The sequence below is a fragment of the Desulfobaculum sp. genome (assembly GCF_054921475.1).
On sequence record NZ_JBUDSW010000029.1, the window covers coordinates 1 to 20,350 of the forward strand.

General features: G+C 63.2%; 17 protein-coding genes and 1 tRNA gene. 2 read left to right on the forward strand and 16 right to left on the reverse strand.

The genetic code is table 11. The features are described from left to right. Window positions 1–192: 192 nt before the first annotated feature. A tRNA-Met gene (locus ACY69P_RS03175) sits at window positions 193–269 on the reverse strand. A gap of 90 nt (window positions 270–359) precedes the next feature. On the opposite strand from ACY69P_RS03175, the gene ACY69P_RS03180 reads away from it, so the two are divergent. After that, window positions 360–1,085: a glycosyltransferase family 2 protein gene (locus ACY69P_RS03180; RefSeq protein WP_459901623.1), complete on the forward strand. Its 726-nt coding sequence runs from the start codon at window positions 360–362 to the stop codon at window positions 1,083–1,085. 9 nt (window positions 1,086–1,094) lie between these two features. After that, window positions 1,095–2,072 carry a TVP38/TMEM64 family protein gene (locus tag ACY69P_RS03185; RefSeq protein ID WP_459900717.1) on the forward strand — a complete coding sequence of 326 codons (978 nt, stop codon included), beginning with the start codon at window positions 1,095–1,097 and terminating at the stop codon, window positions 2,070–2,072. Between the two features lie 92 nt (window positions 2,073–2,164). Here the strand turns inward: ACY69P_RS03185 and mnmE are convergent, their stop codons facing one another. The 15 genes from mnmE to ACY69P_RS03260 form a co-directional block, all read right to left on the reverse strand. After that, window positions 2,165–3,565, reverse strand: coding sequence for a tRNA uridine-5-carboxymethylaminomethyl(34) synthesis GTPase MnmE (mnmE, locus tag ACY69P_RS03190; protein WP_462326540.1), 1,401 nt, complete (start codon window positions 3,563–3,565; stop codon window positions 2,165–2,167). 50 nt (window positions 3,566–3,615) lie between these two features. After that, on the reverse strand, window positions 3,616–4,803 hold the full coding sequence (locus ACY69P_RS03195; RefSeq protein WP_462326541.1) for an HD-GYP domain-containing protein: 1,188 nt from the start codon (window positions 4,801–4,803) through the stop codon (window positions 3,616–3,618). Next, window positions 4,800–5,981 carry a glycosyltransferase family 2 protein gene (locus ACY69P_RS03200; RefSeq protein ID WP_462326542.1) on the reverse strand — a complete coding sequence of 394 codons (1,182 nt, stop codon included), beginning with the start codon at window positions 5,979–5,981 and terminating at the stop codon, window positions 4,800–4,802. The genes ACY69P_RS03195 and ACY69P_RS03200 overlap by 4 nt, the downstream gene beginning before the upstream one ends. A gap of 116 nt (window positions 5,982–6,097) precedes the next feature. Then, the gene (locus ACY69P_RS03205; RefSeq protein WP_462326543.1) at window positions 6,098–7,030 is read right to left on the reverse strand and encodes a YceI family protein; all 933 of its coding nucleotides are present in this window, start codon (window positions 7,028–7,030) and stop codon (window positions 6,098–6,100) included. A gap of 179 nt (window positions 7,031–7,209) precedes the next feature. Beyond that, the gene (locus tag ACY69P_RS03210; RefSeq protein ID WP_462326544.1) at window positions 7,210–7,545 is read right to left on the reverse strand and encodes a hypothetical protein; all 336 of its coding nucleotides are present in this window, start codon (window positions 7,543–7,545) and stop codon (window positions 7,210–7,212) included. After that, a complete protein-coding gene (locus tag ACY69P_RS03215; RefSeq protein WP_462326545.1) occupies window positions 7,542–8,984 on the reverse strand; it encodes an O-antigen ligase family protein in 1,443 nt (480 codons plus the stop codon). The genes ACY69P_RS03210 and ACY69P_RS03215 overlap by 4 nt, the downstream gene beginning before the upstream one ends. Before the next feature lie 9 nt (window positions 8,985–8,993). Beyond that, window positions 8,994–11,132 carry a GumC family protein gene (locus ACY69P_RS03220; RefSeq protein ID WP_462326546.1) on the reverse strand — a complete coding sequence of 713 codons (2,139 nt, stop codon included), beginning with the start codon at window positions 11,130–11,132 and terminating at the stop codon, window positions 8,994–8,996. 13 nt (window positions 11,133–11,145) lie between these two features. Then, complete coding sequence (locus ACY69P_RS03225) at window positions 11,146–12,285, reverse strand: polysaccharide biosynthesis/export family protein (protein WP_462326547.1); 1,140 nt, start codon at window positions 12,283–12,285, stop codon at window positions 11,146–11,148. Between the two features lie 38 nt (window positions 12,286–12,323). Further along, the gene (locus tag ACY69P_RS03230) at window positions 12,324–13,373 is read right to left on the reverse strand and encodes an HD-GYP domain-containing protein (protein ID WP_462326548.1); all 1,050 of its coding nucleotides are present in this window, start codon (window positions 13,371–13,373) and stop codon (window positions 12,324–12,326) included. 199 nt (window positions 13,374–13,572) lie between these two features. Next, on the reverse strand, window positions 13,573–14,448 hold the full coding sequence (locus ACY69P_RS03235) for an ExeA family protein (protein ID WP_462326549.1): 876 nt from the start codon (window positions 14,446–14,448) through the stop codon (window positions 13,573–13,575). Between the two features lie 205 nt (window positions 14,449–14,653). Then, entirely contained in the window at window positions 14,654–15,835 is a 1,182-nt protein-coding gene (locus ACY69P_RS03240) for an MraY family glycosyltransferase (protein WP_462326550.1), read from the reverse strand. A 178-nt stretch (window positions 15,836–16,013) separates the two neighbouring features. Then, window positions 16,014–17,207, reverse strand: a complete 1,194-nt coding sequence (locus ACY69P_RS03245) for a glycosyltransferase family 4 protein (RefSeq protein WP_462326551.1) — start codon at window positions 17,205–17,207, stop codon at window positions 16,014–16,016. Continuing rightward, window positions 17,197–18,408, reverse strand: a complete 1,212-nt coding sequence (locus tag ACY69P_RS03250; RefSeq protein WP_462326552.1) for a glycosyltransferase family 4 protein — start codon at window positions 18,406–18,408, stop codon at window positions 17,197–17,199. Before ACY69P_RS03250 ends, ACY69P_RS03245 begins: the two co-directional genes overlap by 11 nt. Beyond that, window positions 18,405–19,409, reverse strand: a complete 1,005-nt coding sequence (locus tag ACY69P_RS03255; RefSeq protein ID WP_462326553.1) for a GDP-mannose 4,6-dehydratase — start codon at window positions 19,407–19,409, stop codon at window positions 18,405–18,407. The genes ACY69P_RS03250 and ACY69P_RS03255 overlap by 4 nt, the downstream gene beginning before the upstream one ends. Window positions 19,410–19,474: 65 nt before the next feature. Then, the coding region (locus ACY69P_RS03260; protein WP_462326554.1) for a glycosyltransferase at window positions 19,475–20,350 on the reverse strand (876 nt) is incomplete at its 5' end.

Genomic DNA, 20,350 nt, shown 5'->3' on the forward strand with positions numbered 1-20,350 from the left:
ACCTTCGGGTTATGAGCCCGACGAGCTACCATGCTGCTCCACCCCGCAACGCTGTATGTGGAGCTTTTACGCTCCGTGGCACTGAGATGCAAGAACTTTTTTCCGCGTATCGCGGCGTTTTTTGCGTGTGCCGTCTCGACAAGTTTTCAAGAATAAGCCTCAGGCCGGAGCCTGAGGCTCTTGATATCGTGTTGGTAGCGGGGGCAGGATTTGAACCTACGGCCTTCGGGTTATGAGCCCGACGAGCTACCATGCTGCTCCACCCCGCAACGCTGTCGAGAGATGAGTTTCTATACGGCGGGCAGGTCATTGTCAACACTATTTACAACTTTTTTCAAATTGACTATCCCTGTCCGGTCATGACCAAAATTCAAAGCCTCTCCATGGTTATCCCCGTTTTTAACGAGGAAGATAACCTCCCGATATTGTTTAAGGAAATCACCTCTGCAGTTGCACCCCTTGCTCTGGAGTGGGAGGTCGTCTTTGTGGACGACGCCAGCACGGACAATTCTCTTGCCGTGATCAAAAACCTTGCGCAGGACGATGAGCACGTGCGCTATGTGGCCTTTGCCCACAACTGCGGCCAGTCTGCCGCGTTTGGCGCTGGCTTTGCGGCCGCCACGGGCGACATCATCATCACCATGGACGCGGACCTGCAAAATGACCCGGCGGACGTGCCCAAGATGGTGAACACCTTCATCACGCAGGATGCCGACATGGTTATTGGCTGGCGCGCCACGCGCCGCGACACCATGGTCAAACGCATCAGCTCCATCATCGCCAACGGTGTGCGCAACAAGCTGACCAATGAAACGGTCCGCGATACGGGCTGCTCCCTCAAGGCCATGCGCACGGACATGGCGCGCCGCCTGCCTGTTTTTACGGGCATGCACCGCTTTTTGCCCACGCTTATGAAAATGCAGGGCGCAACCGTGGTGGAGATTCCCGTCAACCACCGCCACCGCCAGCACGGCGAGAGCAAGTACGGCACGTGGGACCGCCTTGTGGCTTCCTCGTATGACCTCTTTGCCGTACGGTGGATGCAAAAGCGCCACGTCAACTACACAATTAAAGAACAGAAATAATTCGGGCGCATGGTGCTGAGCCTGTCATGGTGGGCGCTGGCCGTTGGTTCGCTGCTATGTATTGCGGCAGTGGCCGGGGTCCTTGTCATGGGGCGCTCCAGCCGCCTGCTTCTTGGCGCTATGGTCTGCGGCGCGGCGCTGACGCTGGGCGTCAGCGTATATGAACGCGACATCGTCCGCGGTGTTGGCGTGTGCCTTGTGTGCGCGGCCTTTGCCATCCGTCATATGCAGGCGGCCCGCCGCCGCTCGCCTTCCCGGCCCCGTACCGGAACCGTTCTGGAGGACTTTTTGGCCCGAAAACACACCCGCGCCTATGTGAAAGGCCTCGTCATGCTGCTGATTCTTGCGGGCATTGGCGTGGTCTTTAATGCCATGGACCTGCGCGGCTCCATGGACGAGCACTGGATAGACGCACATGTCCGCGGGCACGGCCTTGCGGGATACGCCCTGTTTATTGGCGCGGCCTCGCTGTTTACAGCTGTGGGCCTGCCCCGGCAGATGGTCAGCTTCCTTGGCGGCTACGCCTTCGGCAGTGTCATGGGCACGCTGCTGGGCACGGCCGGCACCACGGTGGGCTGCGCGCTGGCGTTCTTTTACGCGCGTTTTTTTGGCCGCTCGTACGTCTCGCGCCGCTTTGGAAAAAAGATTGGACGTGTGGACCGCTTTCTGTCGCACAACACGGTGAGCACCACGTTGGTCATCCGGTTTATGCCTGTGGGCAGCAACCTGCTGACGAACCTGCTGGCGGGCGTGACGTCCGTTGGCGCAGTGCCCTACATTGTGGGGTCCGCTCTGGGTTTCATCCCGCAGAACCTCGTCTTTGCCCTGCTCGGCAGCGGCTTTAACGTGGACAGGCAGTGGCAGGTGGCGCTGAGCGTGGTGCTGTTTGTCATCTCCACATGGATTGGCATCCGCCTGTACCGCACCCAGCGCGCCGGACGCGTTATGGAAGACGCCACGGACGAAGAGGCCGACAGCGAAGCCTAATCTCCCTCCCCAAACAGCACACAAAAAAGCAGGACCATGCGATGCATGACCCTGCTTTTTTTGCGCCTTGGGGCGGAAGAAAATCTCTCGCGCTACTTGCCGATGCAGAAGCTGCTGAAGATGGAATTGAGCACGTCGGCCGGGGCAATTTCACCCGTAATCTCACCGAGAATGGTGCACGCGGCCTCAAGGCGGACGCCCAGCAGGTCGTAGGGAATGCCTGCGCTGATGTCGGCGGCAAGGGCCATGAGTTCGGCATTGGCCTGCTCTAGGGCCTGCGACTGGCGCAGGTTGGGCACAATTTCCCCGGCGTCCGGCTCGCCGCTGCGTCCGACGATGCGCTCACGCACGCGGTCGCACAGCCTGTTCAGGCCCTTGCCCGTCTTGGCGGAGATGGGCACCACCTCAAATCCGGCCTCGGCGAACCATGAGGCCTGCAGGCCTTCGTCCGGCGCGGCGGTGTCGATATCGACCTTGTTGAGCACCACCAGCACGCGGTCTATGCCAATGCGCTGGGCAAGGTCCACGTCCTCGGCGGCCACGTCGCGGGTCTGGTCCACCACGAGGAGCACAAGGTCCGCCTGCGCGGCAAGGTCGCGGCTGCGCTCCAGTCCGGCGCGCTCCACGGCGTCCTCGGTCTCGCGGATGCCTGCGGTGTCCACAAGGCGCACGGGCAGGCCGTCCAGATTAACGGCTTCCTCAAGATAGTCGCGCGTGGTGCCGGGGATGTCCGTCACGATGGCGCGCTCGCGCCCAAGCAGGGCATTCATGAGGCTGGACTTGCCCGCGTTGACCTGCCCGGCCAGCACGGTGAAGGCGCCCTCGCGCCAGCACCTGTCGCGCTCGAAATTTTCCAGCATATCGCGCACGGCCTCAGAGACGGCGCTGACTCCGGTCAGGAACTCCTCCGGGCTGAGGCATTCGATATCCTCGTCAGGAAAGTCCACGGCAACGCACAGCTGGGCGCGAAGCTCCTCCAGCTGGGCGCGCAGGGCCGCAACCTTCTGCCCAAGGGCGCCGGACAGCTTGGCCTGCGCCAAGGTCATGCCCGCACGCGTGGGCGCGGCAATCATCTCGGCCACGGCCTCGGCCTGCGTCAGGTCCATGCGGCCGCTGACAAAGGCGCGGTAGGTGAACTCCCCTGCGCTGGCGGCGCGGATGCCCTGCGCCAGCACGGCCTCAAGAATGGCGCGAACCACCATAGGGCCGCCATGGCACTGAAATTCCACAACGTCCTCACCCGTATATGATCCCGGACCGGGCATGAAGACCGCAAGGCACTCGTCCAGCGCCTCGCCCCGCTCGTCGAGCGCCCAGCCATGATGCATGCGGTAGGGCTTGAAGTCCGCGAAATCCTCGCGAGAGGAACGAAAGAGCGTCCGCCCCACGTCTTTACTGCGGGGGCCGCTGACTCTGACAATACCGACGCCGCCCTGCCCCAGCGGGGTGGCGATGGCGGCTATGGTGTCCTTTATGGATGCGCTGTTCTGCATGAGCGGGTTATATGCGAGGCTGGTCCATTTGCAAAGCCACATGGCGGCCGTTAGAGCAAATAGTCCTCGGCCCTCAGGCCAAAGGCTGCGGCGTCCATGCACGAGGCAATGGCCACGCCGTCACCTTCGGGCTGGGCAAGGTCCACGGGGCGGGGGTGGATGGGGCGTCCATCCGGGCCAAGGGCAAGGGTCACACGCGGGCGCAGCGGCTCCTGCGGGTTGGACCCGCTGACCACGGCGTAGCGCCCGTCCTCCAACTGCACGAGGGACCCTACGGGATAGATGCCGATGACCTTAATAAACCGTTCGGCATTGCCGGGGTGGAAGTCCTGCCCGCGCATACTGTAAATAATGCGCAGAGCCTTGTGCGGCGGCATGCCGGACTTGTAGGCGCGGGCGCTGGTCAGGGCGTCGTACACATCGGCAAGGGAAATATACCGGGCAAAGAGGTGAATATCGTCCCCCATCAACCCTGCCGGATACCCGCCGCCATTGTATTTTTCATGATGCTCCAGCACCCCGCGCAGCACGCGCCGCGGCACGGCGTCCAGCCGCCCCAGAACGGTGATGCTGCGCTGTGGATGCTTGCGGATCAGGTCAAACTCCGCATCCGTCAGCTTGCCGGGTTTGTTGAGCACCATGGGCGGAATAAGCGCCTTGCCAAGGTCGTGCATTAGCCCCGCAAGGCCAAGGTCCATAAGGTCCTCATGCGGCAGACCCATTTCGTCGCCAAAGGCTGTGGCTAAAACGGAGACATTGATGCAGTGGGTGTAGGTATATTCATCCGAGGACCGCAGCTTGGTCATGCTGACGAGTGCGTCGCGGTTGCGTGTGACGGAATCAATGACCTCCTCCACGAACACGCCGGAGCGCTCGTAGTCCACCTTGCCCCCGGTGCTCACCTCCGTCATGAACTCCCGCGCAAAGGTCACGGAATCCGCGTAAAAGGTGCGGACGTGCTCCATCTCCTGCGCAATGGGGACGCGTTCCTCGCGCCACGCACGCCCTGTTGACGCGGCCTCGGCAAAGCCGTCGTCGCCGCCCTCGCGCAGGGCCGCAGCGCCGCGCTCGGTATCCACAAACGCTTCGGTGTACTCCGTCGCAATGCGCTCAACCTGCTCCGCAGAGGCGATTTCCCCCTCCTCAGCGTAGAGAAACGGGTAATCCATCCACGACAGCCCGGTGTCCACAACGTACATGCCGGGCCGCAACTCCTCTGCCGCAATCTTTTTGATCATGCTGGCCCCCGTGACGGGGCGGCGGCAGGCTCCTGCTGACGCGCGGCGTACACATCGCGCGTCACCCGCCGCGCAGACAGGGGCACAATGGGCGGCAGCGTCTCCAACAACGGATGCTCCGTTCGCACAGTAGCCATCCGCCACACGGGCGCGCCCTGACGGATGCATTGCAGATTGTGCACAACAAGGCGCCGCTCATCGCGCGATTGCGGCGTCAGGGCCGCAAAGCCCTGCAAGGCGGCGTCCATGCGGCCCGCCTTGGCGTGGGCCACGGCGGTGTTGAGCATGGTGGCAAAGGCGCTGGCCCCGGCCGCCCGCGCTGCCGCGTACAGCTCCACAGCGTGGTCCGGGTCCGAAAACCCGCCCCCGGCGAAAAGCAACAGGTCCGCCAAATCCGCAAGGGCCACATGACGCGCCTGCGGCGACTGCGCAAGGAAGGGATAGAGGTCTTCAAGTGGGATGCGCCGCCTAAGCGCGGGCAAAAAGGCGTAGCCCTCGCCCACGGCGGCGGGAGTGTTGCCGGACAGCGTCTGCGCCGACTCGTAGCACACGGCCAAAGGCTGCGGCAGATGCACCGCGCCGCGCCGCCACGCCGCTTTGAGGAAAAAGGCATAATCCCCGGCGATGCCGAGGTCCTCGGGGAAGGGGCCTGCCACCTCATGCACGTCTGCCCGCCACATGGTCACAGGGCCAAAGGGGCAGTCCATCAAGGCCTGCCGCAGACTGTATGACGGCAGGGCCAGCACGGTTTCGGGCAGCGCGCCGGACAAGTCCGCGCCGGGTTCGCGCGTCAGATAGGCATCGGCGTAGCACAGCGCCGCCCCGGTTTCGCCGAGCTTTTGCGCCATACGCTCAAAGGCCTGCGGGTGATGGCGGTCGTCGGTGTTGGCATTGACGATGTAGCGCCCCCGGGCGCGCTCTACGCCCCTATTCCACGCGGCGTAGAGCGTTTCACGCTGGGTCTCTATGACCGTGATGCCGCAGTCGCGGGCGGCATACTCCCGCGCAAGCTGGGCCTCGCCCTGCTGGGAGCCGCTGTCGATGACGATGACCTCCAGCCGTCCCTGCGCAAAGAGGGTCTGCCCCAGCACATGCTCCATGCACCCGGCAAAGAACTGCCGCGCATTATAGGTCGAGATGAGGGCCGTCACCACTGGCCGCTGGCTGGAGCATGTCATATCGCGTTTCTCCTCGGCCACACCGCCGCGCGGCGCACCCGGCACACGGAACAGTCAGTTCAGCAAGCTGCGCCCCCAGCCACCACGCCCGCCCCAGCGGGACCACAAGCGCGGCACTAGGCCGTGACCGGACGCAGCACCATCCGAAGCTGCACACTCACAATGTCATACACCAAATGGTATCCCAAATACTTAAAGAAGCGTCCAGACCCATACAGTACGCCCCACGCCGTCCGGTCGAAGTCGCAATGCGCTTCCACGGCGTAGGCGCCGTCAGGCAAATTGGCAAAGGTGGCGCGCAGGGCAAGCGGATGCCGTTGACCGCGCACCTCCAGATGCCCGCGCACATCATGCGTGGCTGTCCCGGGCATAGCCCCGTGCAGTGGCACCGCGGCGTCAAGGCTGTAGCGCACCTCGGAGTAGGCCTCGGCAAAAAAGAAATCATCAGACAACAAATGCGCCACCAACAGGCGGCGCAGGGAATCGTCCTCTAGGTCCGTATTGCGCAGGGTGGACAGCGGAACGACAAACTCGCCATGCATGCCGCCATCGCGCACGTCCAGCCGCCCGCGCGAGACTTGGAGCGTTCCCGTATGCCGCTTTCCGGCGTTGCGCCCCACCCATTCGATACGGCTTTCCTCCGCGTCCACGGCAAACACGCCCTCCACAAGGCGCAGGCCGTCCTCCGGCGGCAGCAGACCTGTGCCCTCGACGGAGAATCCACGCTTCAACCACCCGGCAATGCCGCCCGCCAGCACCCGGACATCACTGTAGCCCATACGCCCCAGCTTTTCGGCGGCCACGTCCGCGCCAAGGGTGTGCTCATCCTCGCCATAGAGCACGATGCGCTGGTCAAAACCTGTTGTCGCCACCTGCACATGCTCCGGAAACTCCACCTCGTACACACATGCGGAGCGCGCCCCGGCAATACGCCGCGCGTCAAAGACGTCCGGCAGCAGCACGTCAAGGCACACCACGTCCTCGCCGTTTTCCAGCCACCGTTGCAGGTCCTCCGGCGCCACGCGCTCCGCCGTCGTCACCATGGCCATACCGCCTCCTTTGTCTCTCTCGTACATGGCAACACCCAAAAGCCGCTCCATAATGTCACAAAAGCACCGCCAGAACCAGTTTTCCGTAAATACGAAGAGGCTAACCGACATCTCCGTGACACGATACGCAATTCCATGTACGCTTGATTCCACTCCCCAGACCACAGGGAGCACAACGTTCATACCGCATCAAGGAGTCCGATATGTGTAAAGGTTGTGGCTGCGGCCCCCAGCAGACAAGCAAGTATCAGCAGTTCCTCAAGGATCATGAACACACGCACGAGCATACGCATGAGCACGACCATGAGCACACGCATGAGCACTCTCATGACGGCGAGGCCCATTGCCATGCCCACACGCACGAACATTCCCATGAACATGGCCATGAGCATACCCATGAGCACGACCATGCGCATGAACACGGCCACCATCATCACCATCACCACGACTAAACGGCGCTGATGTGCCTTCGCGCAGGACGCGGCCTTGGCCGCGCCCTGCCGCGCCGCCGTCACCCACGCTCCGGCCCCTGTGGATGCGCCGCCTCTGCGGCCTGCGCAGCGCGCCGCTCCTCTTCTGCCGCCTCCATAATGGCGGGAATCATCACCACCATCCCCACCGCAAACCAAAACGGCTCCATAATGCGGCCAATGATGAACGTGTTGGCGCTGATTCCATGGGCCAAAAGGCCCACAAAGCCAATCATCACGCCCATGGTCCACCCCTTGTGGACGCTATAGCGACAGCGGTGGTACACGCCGCGCAGCACCCGCCACACCCGCGTCATGAGGAAAATGAACACCACAAGCCCCACCAGCCCCGTCTCCACAAGTATCCGAAAATATTGCCCGTCCAAAAAGCGGTACCCCGTCACACCATAGCCGAGCAGCGGCTTTTTCAGCCAATCGCGCGCCACATAGCGCCAACTGCGCAGCCGCGCGGATGAGGACGTATCAAGCTTCACGCCCATCACCTCCTCCACGTCCGTGCGCTGCGCGCCCTGCGTAAACGTATGCTCAATGCGCCGCTTGGCGATTTCCGGCGCGCCAAGGAGCAGCACCGCTATAAAAGCCGCCACCGCCAACGCACTTGCGGCCTTGCGCGGTGTTAGCGCCAAAAACACCAGCATGCTCACCGCCAGCCCCAAGTACGACCCACGCGACCCGGTGTAGAGCAGCGGCACCAAGGCAAACAGCGCGCACCCCGTCAGTCCCACGCGCACCTGCGTCCGGCGCAGATGCCATACCAAGCCCATAAAGATGGCAATCATGAACACAAGATACCCGCCAAAGGTGTTCGGCTCGCCCTTGGCCCCCTCGAAGGGGGCGGTAATGCGCCCGCCGCCCGGAATCTGCGCCACCCCCACCATGGACGCGATAACGCACGTGACAATAAACGCCACCACAAAGCCCTTGAACTGCTTGGGCGTGCGCAGATGGTTCACCACCATGAAGTAGACGAACATATACTCAAAGTATTTGAGCACGTAGAAAAACGACGTTTTCAGGTCCACGCGGCCCATCATGGCCCCAAGACCGGACGCCGCCACGCAGACCATGGTGTAGGCCGCAATGGGGCCATTGAGCGGCGTATGCCGAAACAGCCCCAGCTGCTTATTGATGGCCATCTTTGCCAGCCACGAAAACCCCATCACCACCAGCACAAAGTCGTTCACACGCAGCGTCACCCCGCGCCCGAGGGACGCGCCGGACGTGGACCCGACAACGAATTCCGGGCCAAGCAGCATGGAAAAAATGATGATGTACAGGGCGGTCTGCGTGCTGAACAAGCAGATGAGGAACATGATGATGGCGCTGATGAAGGCCAGCGCCTTGGTGGGCGAGAGGTGCGGCAACAGCCAGCCAAAGGCCACGCACATGGGCAGCACAATCACCAGCGGCAGCGCCAACTGCAAAGGGCTTGGCCCCGGTCCCTTGGTCCCCCGCTGTGCCATCGTTGCCGCCTAGTAGTACTTAAAGGCTCTAAAATCCTGATAATCTGGCGTTTCGCCCTCGCGCATACCGTTTAAGACCACGCCGATAAGGTTGGACTTCACGCGCGAGAGTTCCACCGTGGACCGCTTGAGCAGTTCCTTGGAAATGGAGCCCACGCGGTAGACAAGAAGCACGCCGTCAACCAGCGGCCCCAGCACGGACAGGTCCGCCGTGGACAGAATGGGCGCGGTGTCAAAGATGATAATGTCGTAGTTGTCGCGCACTTCCTCCACAAACTCCCCAAGCAGCTTGGATTCAATAAGCTCCGAGGGGTTGGAGTACATGGTGCCCGCGGTCATCAGGTGCAGGTTGTCCAGCCCGGGCGTCGCCATGACGTCATCTATGCTCATCTCGCCAATCATGACGTCCGTCACGGTTTTGATGGCGTCGCGCCAGGCGTAGTTGCCCAGCAGAATGTCCGTCAGGCCGGGGTTGTTGTCCACGCCAAAGGCCTCGGAGACCATGGGTTTTCTGAGGTCAGCCCCCACCATGAGCACCCGCTTGCCCGCCTGCGCCATGCTCACGGCAAGGTTGGCGGTGACCACGGTCTTGCCCTCCTGCGGCGTGGCGCTGGTGATGGCGAGGGTCTTCAGCCCCCGCTCCTTGCAAAACAGCTGCACATTGATGCGAAGCGAACGGAAGCTCTCCGCAATCATGGACTTGGGCACAAAGTGCGACACAAGGTGAATCCGCGCCCGCACCCCGGAGCGCTTGCCGTCGCTGGCCTCGCGCATAAGCTCGCGCACCTCGCGGCTGCTTTCGTCGGGGATAACGCCAAGCACCTTGGCCCCAAGGGTTTCCTCCACGTCATTAATGGCCCCGATGGACGTATCAAACGCCTCCATGACCAGCGCGCCAATCATCCCCACCACCAGCCCGATGAACACGCCAACGGACGTAATGGGCGCAATGCGCGGCGGATTCACAGGCGAACTGGGCAGGAACGCGGGCTTGACGATGGTCACCTCCTCAGGCCGCTCGGCCTGCCGCAGTGCGGCCTCGCGGTTTTTCTCCTCCAGCATGGCGACCTTGGCGCTGTAGGAATCCACCTGCCGCCGCAGGCGGTTGTAGGCCAGCTTCTTTTCCATCAATTCGTTAATCTTGGCCTCAACGGTGCGTTGCTCGTCCTGCAGGTTCTCGCGCTGGCGCGCCAGCTTTTCGCGCTGGGAACGCACGATGACCGTCATCTTGCGCGCGGCCTCCACAATGTGCCGGTTGACGCCGATGACCTGCGGGTGGTTGTAGGTAAATTCCTCAAGCAAGGATTCGCGCGTGACCAGCAGCTCCACCAGCTTGCCCCGCGCGGTTTCGTACTGGCTGTCCGCGTAGGTGGAATACAGGTCGCTGCCAAAGCCCGAGGGATTTTCCGCAAAGCGCTCCAGCCGCACAAGCAGGGCCGCCAGTTCATCATCCGCCGCAATGTTGTTGCGCAGGGCCTCTTCAATCTCCTTGCTGCGCGTCAGCAGGTTCTCGCCCTGCAAATCCACGGATACAAGCTGGTTGGCGCGGGTGAAGGCGTTGAACTCCTCCTCGGCGTCGCGCAGGGCTACGCGCGTGCGGGAGAGCTCCTCCTCCAGATAGCTGATGGCGGCCTTGGCGCGGCGCTGCTGCTCCTCGCGGTACATCTCGCGGTAGGTCAGGGCCACGGTATCGGCCATGCGCTGGGCAAAGACGGGGTCGGAATGGGTGACGGCGATGTCGATGATATTGGTTTGGGCGTCGCGGGTGATGGACACGCGCGAGCGCAGGCCGTCCACGGTTTTCGCCGCAGTGGGATGCTGGCGCAGCTCCTCATCCGACAGTCCGGAAGGGATGCGCCCCAGCCGTTCGGCCACCAGCTGCATAACCTTGTAGCTGCGCATGAGGGAAATTTGCGATTGCAGGTCCGTCTCGGGCGACCAGGTAATGGTCTGCTGATACACGCCGCGCACCGGGCTTTCGCGGTTAAACTGCACACTGCATATGGACTGATACAGCGGCGGCGGCCCCATAAACACGGCAAAGGCCGCGCTGGACAGGCCAAGCAGCACCGTCGCGGCAAGGACTATCCACTTGCGTTTCTTGAATATCCGCCAATACTCGCGGATGTTGACGTCGTACTGCTCCACTCGGCCTCCGGCCCTAGTCTGCTGCGGATTTGCTGTCGAACTTCAAATACTCGCCATAGAAGTAATTGTCCTGCACACGTCTGGGGTAGAATATCCAGTCGAGGAATGTATCGTGCGTGGTAATCCACTCGGTGATGTCGCCGATGATTTGGCGCGGCACATAGACGAGGTCTCCTTCCTTGAGGGGCACGTTCTGGGTCAAGTCGCCGCGCTCCAACATGCGCTCCACATCCGCCATAAGGATGAGCGCCTTGCCCTCGTGCCCGTCGGGCCGGATGATGAGTGTATTTTGCTCCTTAGCCACGGGGGTGAACATGCCCGCCGCAGAAAGAGCCGCCAGCAGGTTGTCCGCGCTGTCGAGGTCATAGATGCCTTGGCGCGCCACCTGCCCCATCACGTACACCCGCCGCGCCACGTTCGGCAGCTCCGGGATGTCCACAACGTCGCCGTGATTCAGCACCACATTCAGCCAGCCCTTGCCGCCCTCCACGATGTCGAACATATTGATTTCATAGGCCTTGCCCTCGCGGATAAGGCGTACGCGGCGCAGGTCGGCGTCCTCGGTATAGCCCGAGGCCTGCGAAATGATTTCAAGGAGCGTTGTCCGCCCGGTCAGGGTCTGCCGTCCGCTGGGCAGGCGCGCGCCCTCGCCCGTGGTGCGCAGGGAGGCAATCTCGCCCATCAGGGACACATACTTGCTCCGAAATTCCGCCACACGCACATCAATGCGCGGGCGCTTCAAAAAATCGCGCAGGCGTTGGGTGAGCAGGTCGTCAATTTCACTGGCCGTCAACCCGTCCACCTCAAGGTCATCCACAAAAGAATAGGAAATGCGCCCCCGGTTATTGATCTGCACCGTGGTGGTCGTTACGGCGCTGCCCGAGCGCGAGGCGATTTCCAAAACATCCTTCGGCCCCACGCGGTACTCTGGCGCGCCGTCCACGGTCTTGAACACCGCATTGGCGGAAACGTCGCTCATGGCGGCGAGTTCCTCGCGCTCCTCCTCGCCGCGCTGGTGCATGGCAAGGCGTTGGCGCTGGACCTCGGGCGCGTCATTCACGGGTGTGCCCTTGATGGCCGATGTTCCGGTGCAGGCCGTCAGGGCCGCGCACCACAGCGCGCACAGCACGCACAGCGCGGGAAGAGTCCTCATCCGGGGCATCGCTTCCTTCTCCTGTCCGGGCCGCCGCATCATCCGGCGTCCCCTTCTTCCGTTTGCTCCGCCGCCATCTCCTCCATGACGCCGCTTTCAAGGGCGTCCACAATGTGCAGCAGCGGAAAATGCTCCAGATGCACCAGCCGCGGCGCATCCTTTTTTTTGCCGCGCCCGTCGTAGAGCAGTTCCAGCGTGGGGCGCATGGGCTTGTCCTTATAGGTCGCCAGCACGCGGGCCACGGAGTCGTTATTCAGGCGGACGTACGTATTCACCGGAAACAGCGACACCTGATCCAAAAATTCCTTAAGCACCCGGTGGGGGAAACACAGCCGCTCCGAGTCCACCACCTCCTTGATGGCCGGGGTCTGCAAAAACCGGTTGCCGGACCGGCGGGGCCGCCGCATGGATACCACATGCTCCACAAGGCCGATAATGAGCGCCATTTCGTGGATTTCCTTCCCCTTGAGGCCGTGGGGGTAGCCGGAGCCATCCACCCGCTCATGCACCTGCAGCACAATCTCCGCCAGCGGCCGGTACTCTTCGCCAAGGCGCTCCAGCACCTGCCCGCCAAGGTGCGGATGCGTGCGCTTTTTGGCTCTGTCCTGCGGAGAAAGGTCCGACGGATGCACGCCCTCCAGCCGCCGGGGAATGCGGTACAGGCCAATATTGGCGCACATTCCGCCAAGGCCCAGCCACAGCAGGCGCTTGTCCTCATAGCCAAGGCCCATGCCCACCTTCATGGCGGCAAGGGCCACAAAGACCATCGCCGCCTCCGCGCCGAGGTGCTCCTCGTCCAGCGAGGCATACTCGAAGACATCGCGCACCGCTTGGGCGCTCACCACGTCGCGCAGACGCCGCAAGGCGTCGCGCACAGGGGGCGGGTTCCCGGCGCGAACGGCGGAGCGCACCCGGCCCGTCACCTCCAGCAGCGCGGCGTGCAGGCGCGTCACCTGCTCCGTGCGCTCCTCCGGCGATGAGCCGCCAGTGTCCTGCGCGCCGCCAGCCGGACTCCGGCCCTCGCGCTGGTTGCGGGCAAGCTCCCACTTGCGCTTTTCCAGCTCAAACACACTAAAGCTGCTGGCCATTGTTCTCCTCACGCCGCCGCGTTACGGGTGGTCCTGCCCATGTGCGCTTCCCCGCGCCGGGCGGGCGGAACCTGCGCCACATTGAGGCTGTTTTGGCAGTGCGGGCACAGTGCGCCGCCCTCTTGCGCCGCGCCCGCTGGCGGCGCTGGACCTTGCCCGCTCATACCATATCCGCGCCCGTTTTGCGCGGGGGAATGCGTCACATTTTGGCGGAATGCCACTTCCGGCGCGGCGTTTCATCCCGGTCGCCCTTTTGCAGGTGCAGGTCGCTGATGATGCCGGAGACGATGTCCTCGTCAATCTGCTTGCGCTGCAGGGAATACCCTTGATCAAGGGACAGCTTGCACAGCCTATTCACGAGGCGCGGAATCCCCTGCGACTCGCGGTAGACAAGGCGCACCGCGTCGTCCGAAAACAGTGGCTCAGCCTCATCGCGCCCAGCCATCTCCAGCCGGTGCTGAATGTAGTGCCCCACCTCATCATCGCCCAAAAAGTTCAGATGAAAGCGCAGGCTCACGCGCTGGTCCAACTGGGGCATGCGGCGCAGGGTGTCGCGAAACTCCGGCTGACCCACCAGAATCATGGTCAGCAGGTTGTCGCCGCCAACGGAAAGGTTGGTCAGGTTCTTGAGTTCATCCAGCGTGCCGGGGTGCATCTGCTGCACCTCGTCCAAAAAGACGGCCAAATGCCGCCCCTTCAGGTGCACATTCTCCATGACGGTCTTCTTAAAGCGGAACAGGAGCTCATACTTGGTCAGCCCCGTCAGGTCCGGGGGACGGCCCTCCAGCTGGTTCAAAAACTCCGCAAGCAGGTGGACAAAAGGCAGGTTGGAACTTTCCAGACTCACCACCCGAAAGGCCGTGGTCCGCAGCATGCGTTCCAGCACGCTGCGGGTGATGGTCTTGCCGCTGCCAATCTCGCCCGTCAGCACGCCGATGCCCATGTTTCTGTCGCGCACCAAATAGCGCAGCCGCGCCAAGGCCTCGCCATGCCCCTGACTGACGTAGAAAAACCTCACATTGGTATTCCCCTCAAAGGGGCGCTCCCGTAGGCCGAAATAGGCAAGTGCAGACATCTTCGCTTCCTTGTCTTATACGCCGCAGCGCATGCATGCCGCCACGGTTTGTCGTGCAAGGAGCAGACCACGCCCCAGACGGGGCGCGCGCATTTCGCCATCCCAAACACCCAACACCCATGCATCACTCACACCTTGGCGGCGCATTTTGCGCGTACAGGCCACACAGCCGCCGCAATACGGCGGCATATTCTGCCATCGTCCATCATTCAGAGCGCTCATCTCCGCCCCCTGTTTCTTCATCACCATCCTGCCGCGCCCCGCCAATGCGCCTTTTGCGGCCCTTGAACATCAGCGACACGATGATGGTAAAGAGCAGCACCGCCTGAAACAGCCCCAGCAAGGCATCAAGGGGCACGCCATCCATGATGATGAGCGCGCTCACCCCCAAACACACGGACAGCGTAAAAATGGCGAACGCCGCCTCCTTGCGCGCAAAGCCCATACCCAGCAGGCGGTGGTGCAAATGGTCCTGACTGGCCGTCGCCAACGGCCCGAATATTTTGGCGACCTTGCGGTTTTTAATGCGCGAGAGGGTCACATAGAGCATGTCGAAGATAAGAACGCCAAAAATGAGCACCGGCGCGGTCAGTGACACAAAGTGGCTGGTGGACGACCACTCGCCAAACACGGCCACCCCCGCAAGGGTAAAGCCCAAAAACGTACTGCCCGCGTCGCCAAGAAACAGCCGCGCGGAGCGCCCGGGGATGAAATTAAACGGCATAAACCCCGCGCACGCGCCGGTAATGGCCACAGCCATCCACCCCAGCGCCGCCTGCCCGCTTTTGAAGGCAATGGCCCCAAAAAAGACCGAAATGATGATGGATTGTCCGGCGGCAAGGCCGTCGATGCCGTCAAAAAAGTTCATGGCATTGGTCAGCCCCACCAGCCACAGCACCGTCAGCGGCACATTCACCCACGCCCCAAAGATGCTGGGCGGCAGAATCTTAAGCTGAATATGCCCGATAAACACCACATACAGCGCCGCCACCAACTGCACGCCAAGGCGGAACACCGGCGACAGCGAATGCACATCGTCCCACAGCCCCACCACAAAAATAAGCGTCCCCGCCGCCACAAGGGTGCCCATGCCGGGCAAAAACACCCCGTTGAGCGTCAGGGACAAAATAAAGGCGCAGTACACGGCCACCCCGCCCAGCAGCGGCGTTGCCCTGTCGTGCACCTTGCGCCAGCCGGGGCGGTCCACAATGTTCAGCCGCATAGCCAGCCAGCGGCACAGCGGCGTAAAGGCGTAGGCGGCAACAAATCCGTACAGCAAAATATACTGCCAGCGCATGCCCGCACGAAAGTAGAACGCCTGCACCGTGGGAAAGGTGAGGACGACAAGCATGCTCCAGATTATAATCCGCCACAGCATCGTTAGCATCGGACACTGCTCCACGCCTTACTTGACCATATGCCGCGCGCCGCAGGGGACGCACGCTCTTGCAGACTAGCATATTTCAACCGAAAAAACAGGGGCCTGCACTCCTTTGGCGCGGCCTGCGCACCCGCTACAATGGACAATCCCCCCGCCAGACGCCACAATCCATCCCTCTCCCCCTTTATCGGCCACCATCCGGGAAAATGTTTAGCCTTTGCAGTGATTGCGCATACACCTGTTCAATCTGCTGGGCCATGGCATCGGCGCCGTGGCGGGCCTGCACGCTCAGGCGTCCGGCCCGGCCAAGGGCGGCGCGGCGCTCACCATCGCGCAGGACAAAGTGCAGAGCCCGGGCCAGTTCCCCGGCGTCTGCGGACGGCACAAGCAGGCCCGTGACGCGGTGGTCCACAATGTCCGGAATCCCCCCAACGTCCGACGCCACCACAGGCACGCCCATTGCCATGGATTCCAAGAGCACCCGCCCCATCCCCTCGAAAAATGACGGCAGCACTGTGACGTCGCACGCGCCAATGCCAGCGCGAACGTCCTGCATAAATCCCGCAAACACCACGCAGTGGCGTAGCCCCAGCACGCGCGCCAAGTGCTCCAACCGCTCGCGGGTTTCGCCCTCGCCCACCAGCAGCAGCCGCGCGCCGGGCAGGCGCGTGCGCAGGGCCGCAAAGGCCTCCAAGAGCACCTCATGCCCCTTGCCCGGCCACAGCTTGGAAATCATGCCGACGACAAGGGCGTCCGGCGGCACACCACACTCGCGCCGCAGGCGGCGCTTTCGCCGTGGGCTTACCGGGCGGAAGCGCTCCAGTTCAATGCCGCTGTAGATAATGTGGTGCGATGCGCCCGGCCGAAGCACCCCTTCGCGCCGCGCCCATGCTTCAAGAGGGCGGGAGATGAAAATCATCTCATGGCACCACCGCGCGGCGCGGCGCTCCAGCAGGCGGAACAGCCAGCGCCGCCACGCCGGCTCCCGGTCATGGAAGGCAAACCCGTGCACGGTGTGGACAATGACAGGAACCCGCGCCAAATGCGCGGCAAGGCGGCCGATGAACCCGGCCTTGGAATTGTGGGTATGCACGACGTGATAGTCCCCCGCCCGCAGGATGCGGTAGACCTCATACAGGGCGCGCAGGTCGCGCAGCGGGGCAACGGGCTGCACAAAATGCGGCACCTCGCGGACACGCATTCCAGCGCCGCGCACCACATCAAGCAGCCGCCCGCCCGGGGCGCAGGCAAGCTCCACGTCGTAGCGCTCCCGGGGCAGGCCCCGCATGGACAGAAAGGTGTTGATGCCGGAGCCGCTGACCACGGGCAAGGTGTGCACATGCAGAACGCGGATCTTCCCCACCCGCTCAGCCTTCATCCGCCACCCGCCGCACAAGGGACTCAAAGGCATCCGCCACAAGCGACCAGGAAAAATGCTCCGCCGCGTGGTCGCGAAGCTGCCGGGCAGACAGCGCAAGGTGCGCCGGGGGCGACAGCATCTCCTCCATCTTACGGCGCAGGGCCGCCGCATCGCTGCCATCCACCACATAGTCGCCATCCAGCGTGCCGAGGACGTCCGGGATGCCGCCCTGCGGCGTGCCTATGACCGGGGTTCCACAGGCCCAGGCCTCAGGGATGACAAGGCCAAACCCCTCCAGCACCCGCGTTGGCAGGACGAACCAATCCGCCGCGCCATACAGGTCCGGCAGGTGCTCTTCATCCACGTGCCCCCACAGCCGTATGCACTCGTCCACCTCGGCCTCGCGCACCTGCATGCGCAGGCGCTCCTCCAGCAGGCCCCGCCCGCCGATAACGCCGTAGCCCGTGGACCGCAGCGCTTCGCTCCCGGCAAAGGCCTCAATAAAATTCTCCAGCCCCATACGCGGGGCCAAGTTGCGCACGGTGAGGAAGATGGTCTTGTCCTGCGGCAGGCCCAGCCGCTCTCGCGCGGCGCGCCTGCCCCCTTCGGGCAACCGAAAACGCGCAAGGTCCACGCCGCCGGGAATGCGGACCACCTTCTCCGGCGGCGGCTGGTGGTACTCCGTCACCTTGCCCGCCATATAGCGCGACAGCACAACCACAGCGCCGGAGCGGCGGATAATGCGGCGCTCCATGCGGTGCATCATCCACGCGGCCATGGAGGTCAACGCGCTCACACGCCCAACGCCGTTGAGCCGGCGGATGAGAAATTCCTCGTGCCATGGGGAATGGAAATAATAGACCGAAGGCACCCCGCGTAGCCGCCCGGAGATATGCGGGCCAAACGCGGGCAGGCACTGATGGATAACCGCCACATCAAAACGCGGGCCGCCAATGGCGTCGAAGCACTGCACACTGCCGCGCAGTTCACGGCGCAGCGCAGGCACAACGCCCGCCTCCACGCCGGGAAAGGGAAAACGGTGCACGGTAACGCCGTCCGCCACGTCCTCGCGCTGAGGAAAGGCGCGGTGCGTGTTGCGGGTGACAACGTGCACCTCGTGCCCGCGCCGCGCCAACTCCACGGACGACTGCGTCGCCATACGCCCCGCGCCGCCCGTGGTATCGGGGAACCACACATCGGCAAAGACGGCTATCCTCACAGCGCCACCTCCCGCATCTCCGGCGGTCCGCCAGCGGCGAAGAGCGCCATATCGTGGTCCACCATTTCGCGGACCAGCGTTTCAAAGTCCACCTTCGGCTCCCAGCCCAGCTCGCGCCGCGCCCGCGAGGCATTGCCGCACAGCACATGCACCTCCGCCGGACGGTAAAAGGTCTTATCCACCACAAGGTGCTCACGGTAATCCAGTCCCACATGCCGGAAGGCCAGGTCCAGAAAATCGCGCACACTGTGGGTTGCCCCTGTGGCGATGACATAGTCGCGCGGGGCGTCCTGCTGCAGCATGGCCCACATGGCGCTCACAGAGTCGCGCGCGTGCCCCCAGTCGCGCCGGGCCTCGATGTTTCCAAGGCGGATGGTACTCTCCAGCCCCAGCCGGATGCGCGCGGCGGCCATGGAAATCTTGCGGGTAACGAATTCCGCCCCGCGCCGGGGGGACTCGTGATTGACCAGTATGCCGGAGACCGCAAACATACCGTACGCCTCGCGGTAATTGCGCGTCAGCTCCATGCCCGCCATCTTTGAGATGCCATAGGGCGAGCGCGGCTTGTACGGGGTGGATTCATCCTGCGGAGACAACGGCGCGTTGCCGAAAACCTCGCTGGACCCGGCAAAGTAGAAACGGCAGTCCGGGGCCTGCCGCTTGAGGGACGACAGCATATAATGCGTGCCGTTCAGGTTGGTCTGAATGGTGGAGAACTCATCCTCGAAGGAATAGGACACAAAGCTTTGCGCGGCGAGGTGGTAACATTCATCGGGCTGCACGTCCGCGATGATGTTGAAGAGGCTGGCGTAGCTCTCCATGGACGCGCTATGCAGCACAAGCCTATCCTGAATGTGCAAAATGCGCCGGAGTCTGCTTTGGGGGTATTCAAGGGCCACACGGCGCACAACGCCATGCACCTCGTACCCCTTTTCAAGCAAAAGCTCCGCAAGATAACTGCCATCCTGCCCAGTGATGCCCGTAATGAACGCTTTCTTCACGACGATACACCTCCCATTGTCACGAACATACGGGAGGTTACCGTCCATGTCGAGGCATGGCGCCCTCAAATGCTGTCAAAGAGTTCCCGGATATCGGCCACATGGGCGTCCCACGCGCGTGGACCAACGCGCGCAGCCACGGCCACAAGGGCGTTTTCGCACACGCGCCGCCGCTCCTCCCCGTCCTCAAGGCGGGCAAGCGCCGCGCGCCATGCGTCACGGTCATCCGGCGGGGCAAACACGGCCGCGCCGCCTGCTGTCTCGCGCAGGACCGGGATGTCGCTGACAATGGCGGGAACGCCGCAGGCCATGGCCTCAAGGGGCGGAAAGCCGTAGCCCTCAATGAGCGCCGGATGCAGCAGGCAAAACGCCCCCCTGTACAGCGCCGGGAGCGCCGCCTCCGGCACAAGGGGCAACCACACCGCCTGCGCGGCGGGATGACGCGCCTGCCACCACAGCCGCCACCGGTCCGGACATCCGGCGATAACAAGTGGGCGGCCCAGCGTCTCGCTCAGGGACAGCGCCACGCCAATATTCTTATGCGGGCGGCCATTGCCAAGGACCAAGACGTACCCCGGCGCAAGCCCCAGCGCGCCACGATGCGCGGCGTCATCCTCCTGCGGCGTTGGCGAAAACTCCGGCGCAATGCCCAAGTGCCGCACCCGCGCATCGCGCCCGGTCCATCCGGCAAGGGTTTGCGTTTGCTCCCAACTCCACGCGGAATCGTACCACGTCAGCGCAGCGCGGCGCAGGCCGTGGGCAAGGCGCACCCGTGCATAGCGCGCCCGCCACGATGTGCGGTAGCGCTCGTGCGTAATGTTCAGGACGTCGTGAACAATATTCACAACGCGTGCCCGCCCGGCCCACACCGGAACCTTGGGGTATGGGGACAGCGTCACCGCGCTGCCCCGCGCAAGGCGCGACAGCGCCACCTCGGCGGC

Excerpts from the sequence above, each read along its gene's own strand:
- mnmE (WP_462326540.1), bottom strand. The coding sequence starts at position 3,565 with ATGCAGAACAGCGCATCCATAAAGGACACCATAGCCGCCATCGCCACC.
- ACY69P_RS03215 (WP_462326545.1), bottom strand. The coding sequence starts at position 8,984 with ATGGCACAGCGGGGGACCAAGGGACCGGGGCCAAGCCCTTTGCAGTTG.
- ACY69P_RS03230 (WP_462326548.1), bottom strand. The coding sequence starts at position 13,373 with ATGGCCAGCAGCTTTAGTGTGTTTGAGCTGGAAAAGCGCAAGTGGGAG.
- ACY69P_RS03240 (WP_462326550.1), bottom strand. The coding sequence starts at position 15,835 with ATGCTAACGATGCTGTGGCGGATTATAATCTGGAGCATGCTTGTCGTC.
- ACY69P_RS03180 (WP_459901623.1), top strand. The coding sequence starts at position 360 with ATGACCAAAATTCAAAGCCTCTCCATGGTTATCCCCGTTTTTAACGAG.
- ACY69P_RS03195 (WP_462326541.1), bottom strand. The coding sequence starts at position 4,803 with ATGATCAAAAAGATTGCGGCAGAGGAGTTGCGGCCCGGCATGTACGTT.
- ACY69P_RS03205 (WP_462326543.1), bottom strand. The coding sequence starts at position 7,030 with ATGGCCATGGTGACGACGGCGGAGCGCGTGGCGCCGGAGGACCTGCAA.
- ACY69P_RS03235 (WP_462326549.1), bottom strand. The coding sequence starts at position 14,448 with ATGTCTGCACTTGCCTATTTCGGCCTACGGGAGCGCCCCTTTGAGGGG.
- ACY69P_RS03200 (WP_462326542.1), bottom strand. The coding sequence starts at position 5,981 with ATGACATGCTCCAGCCAGCGGCCAGTGGTGACGGCCCTCATCTCGACC.
- ACY69P_RS03225 (WP_462326547.1), bottom strand. The coding sequence starts at position 12,285 with ATGAGGACTCTTCCCGCGCTGTGCGTGCTGTGCGCGCTGTGGTGCGCG.
- ACY69P_RS03185 (WP_459900717.1), top strand. The coding sequence starts at position 1,095 with ATGGTGCTGAGCCTGTCATGGTGGGCGCTGGCCGTTGGTTCGCTGCTA.
- ACY69P_RS03245 (WP_462326551.1), bottom strand. The coding sequence starts at position 17,207 with ATGAAGGCTGAGCGGGTGGGGAAGATCCGCGTTCTGCATGTGCACACC.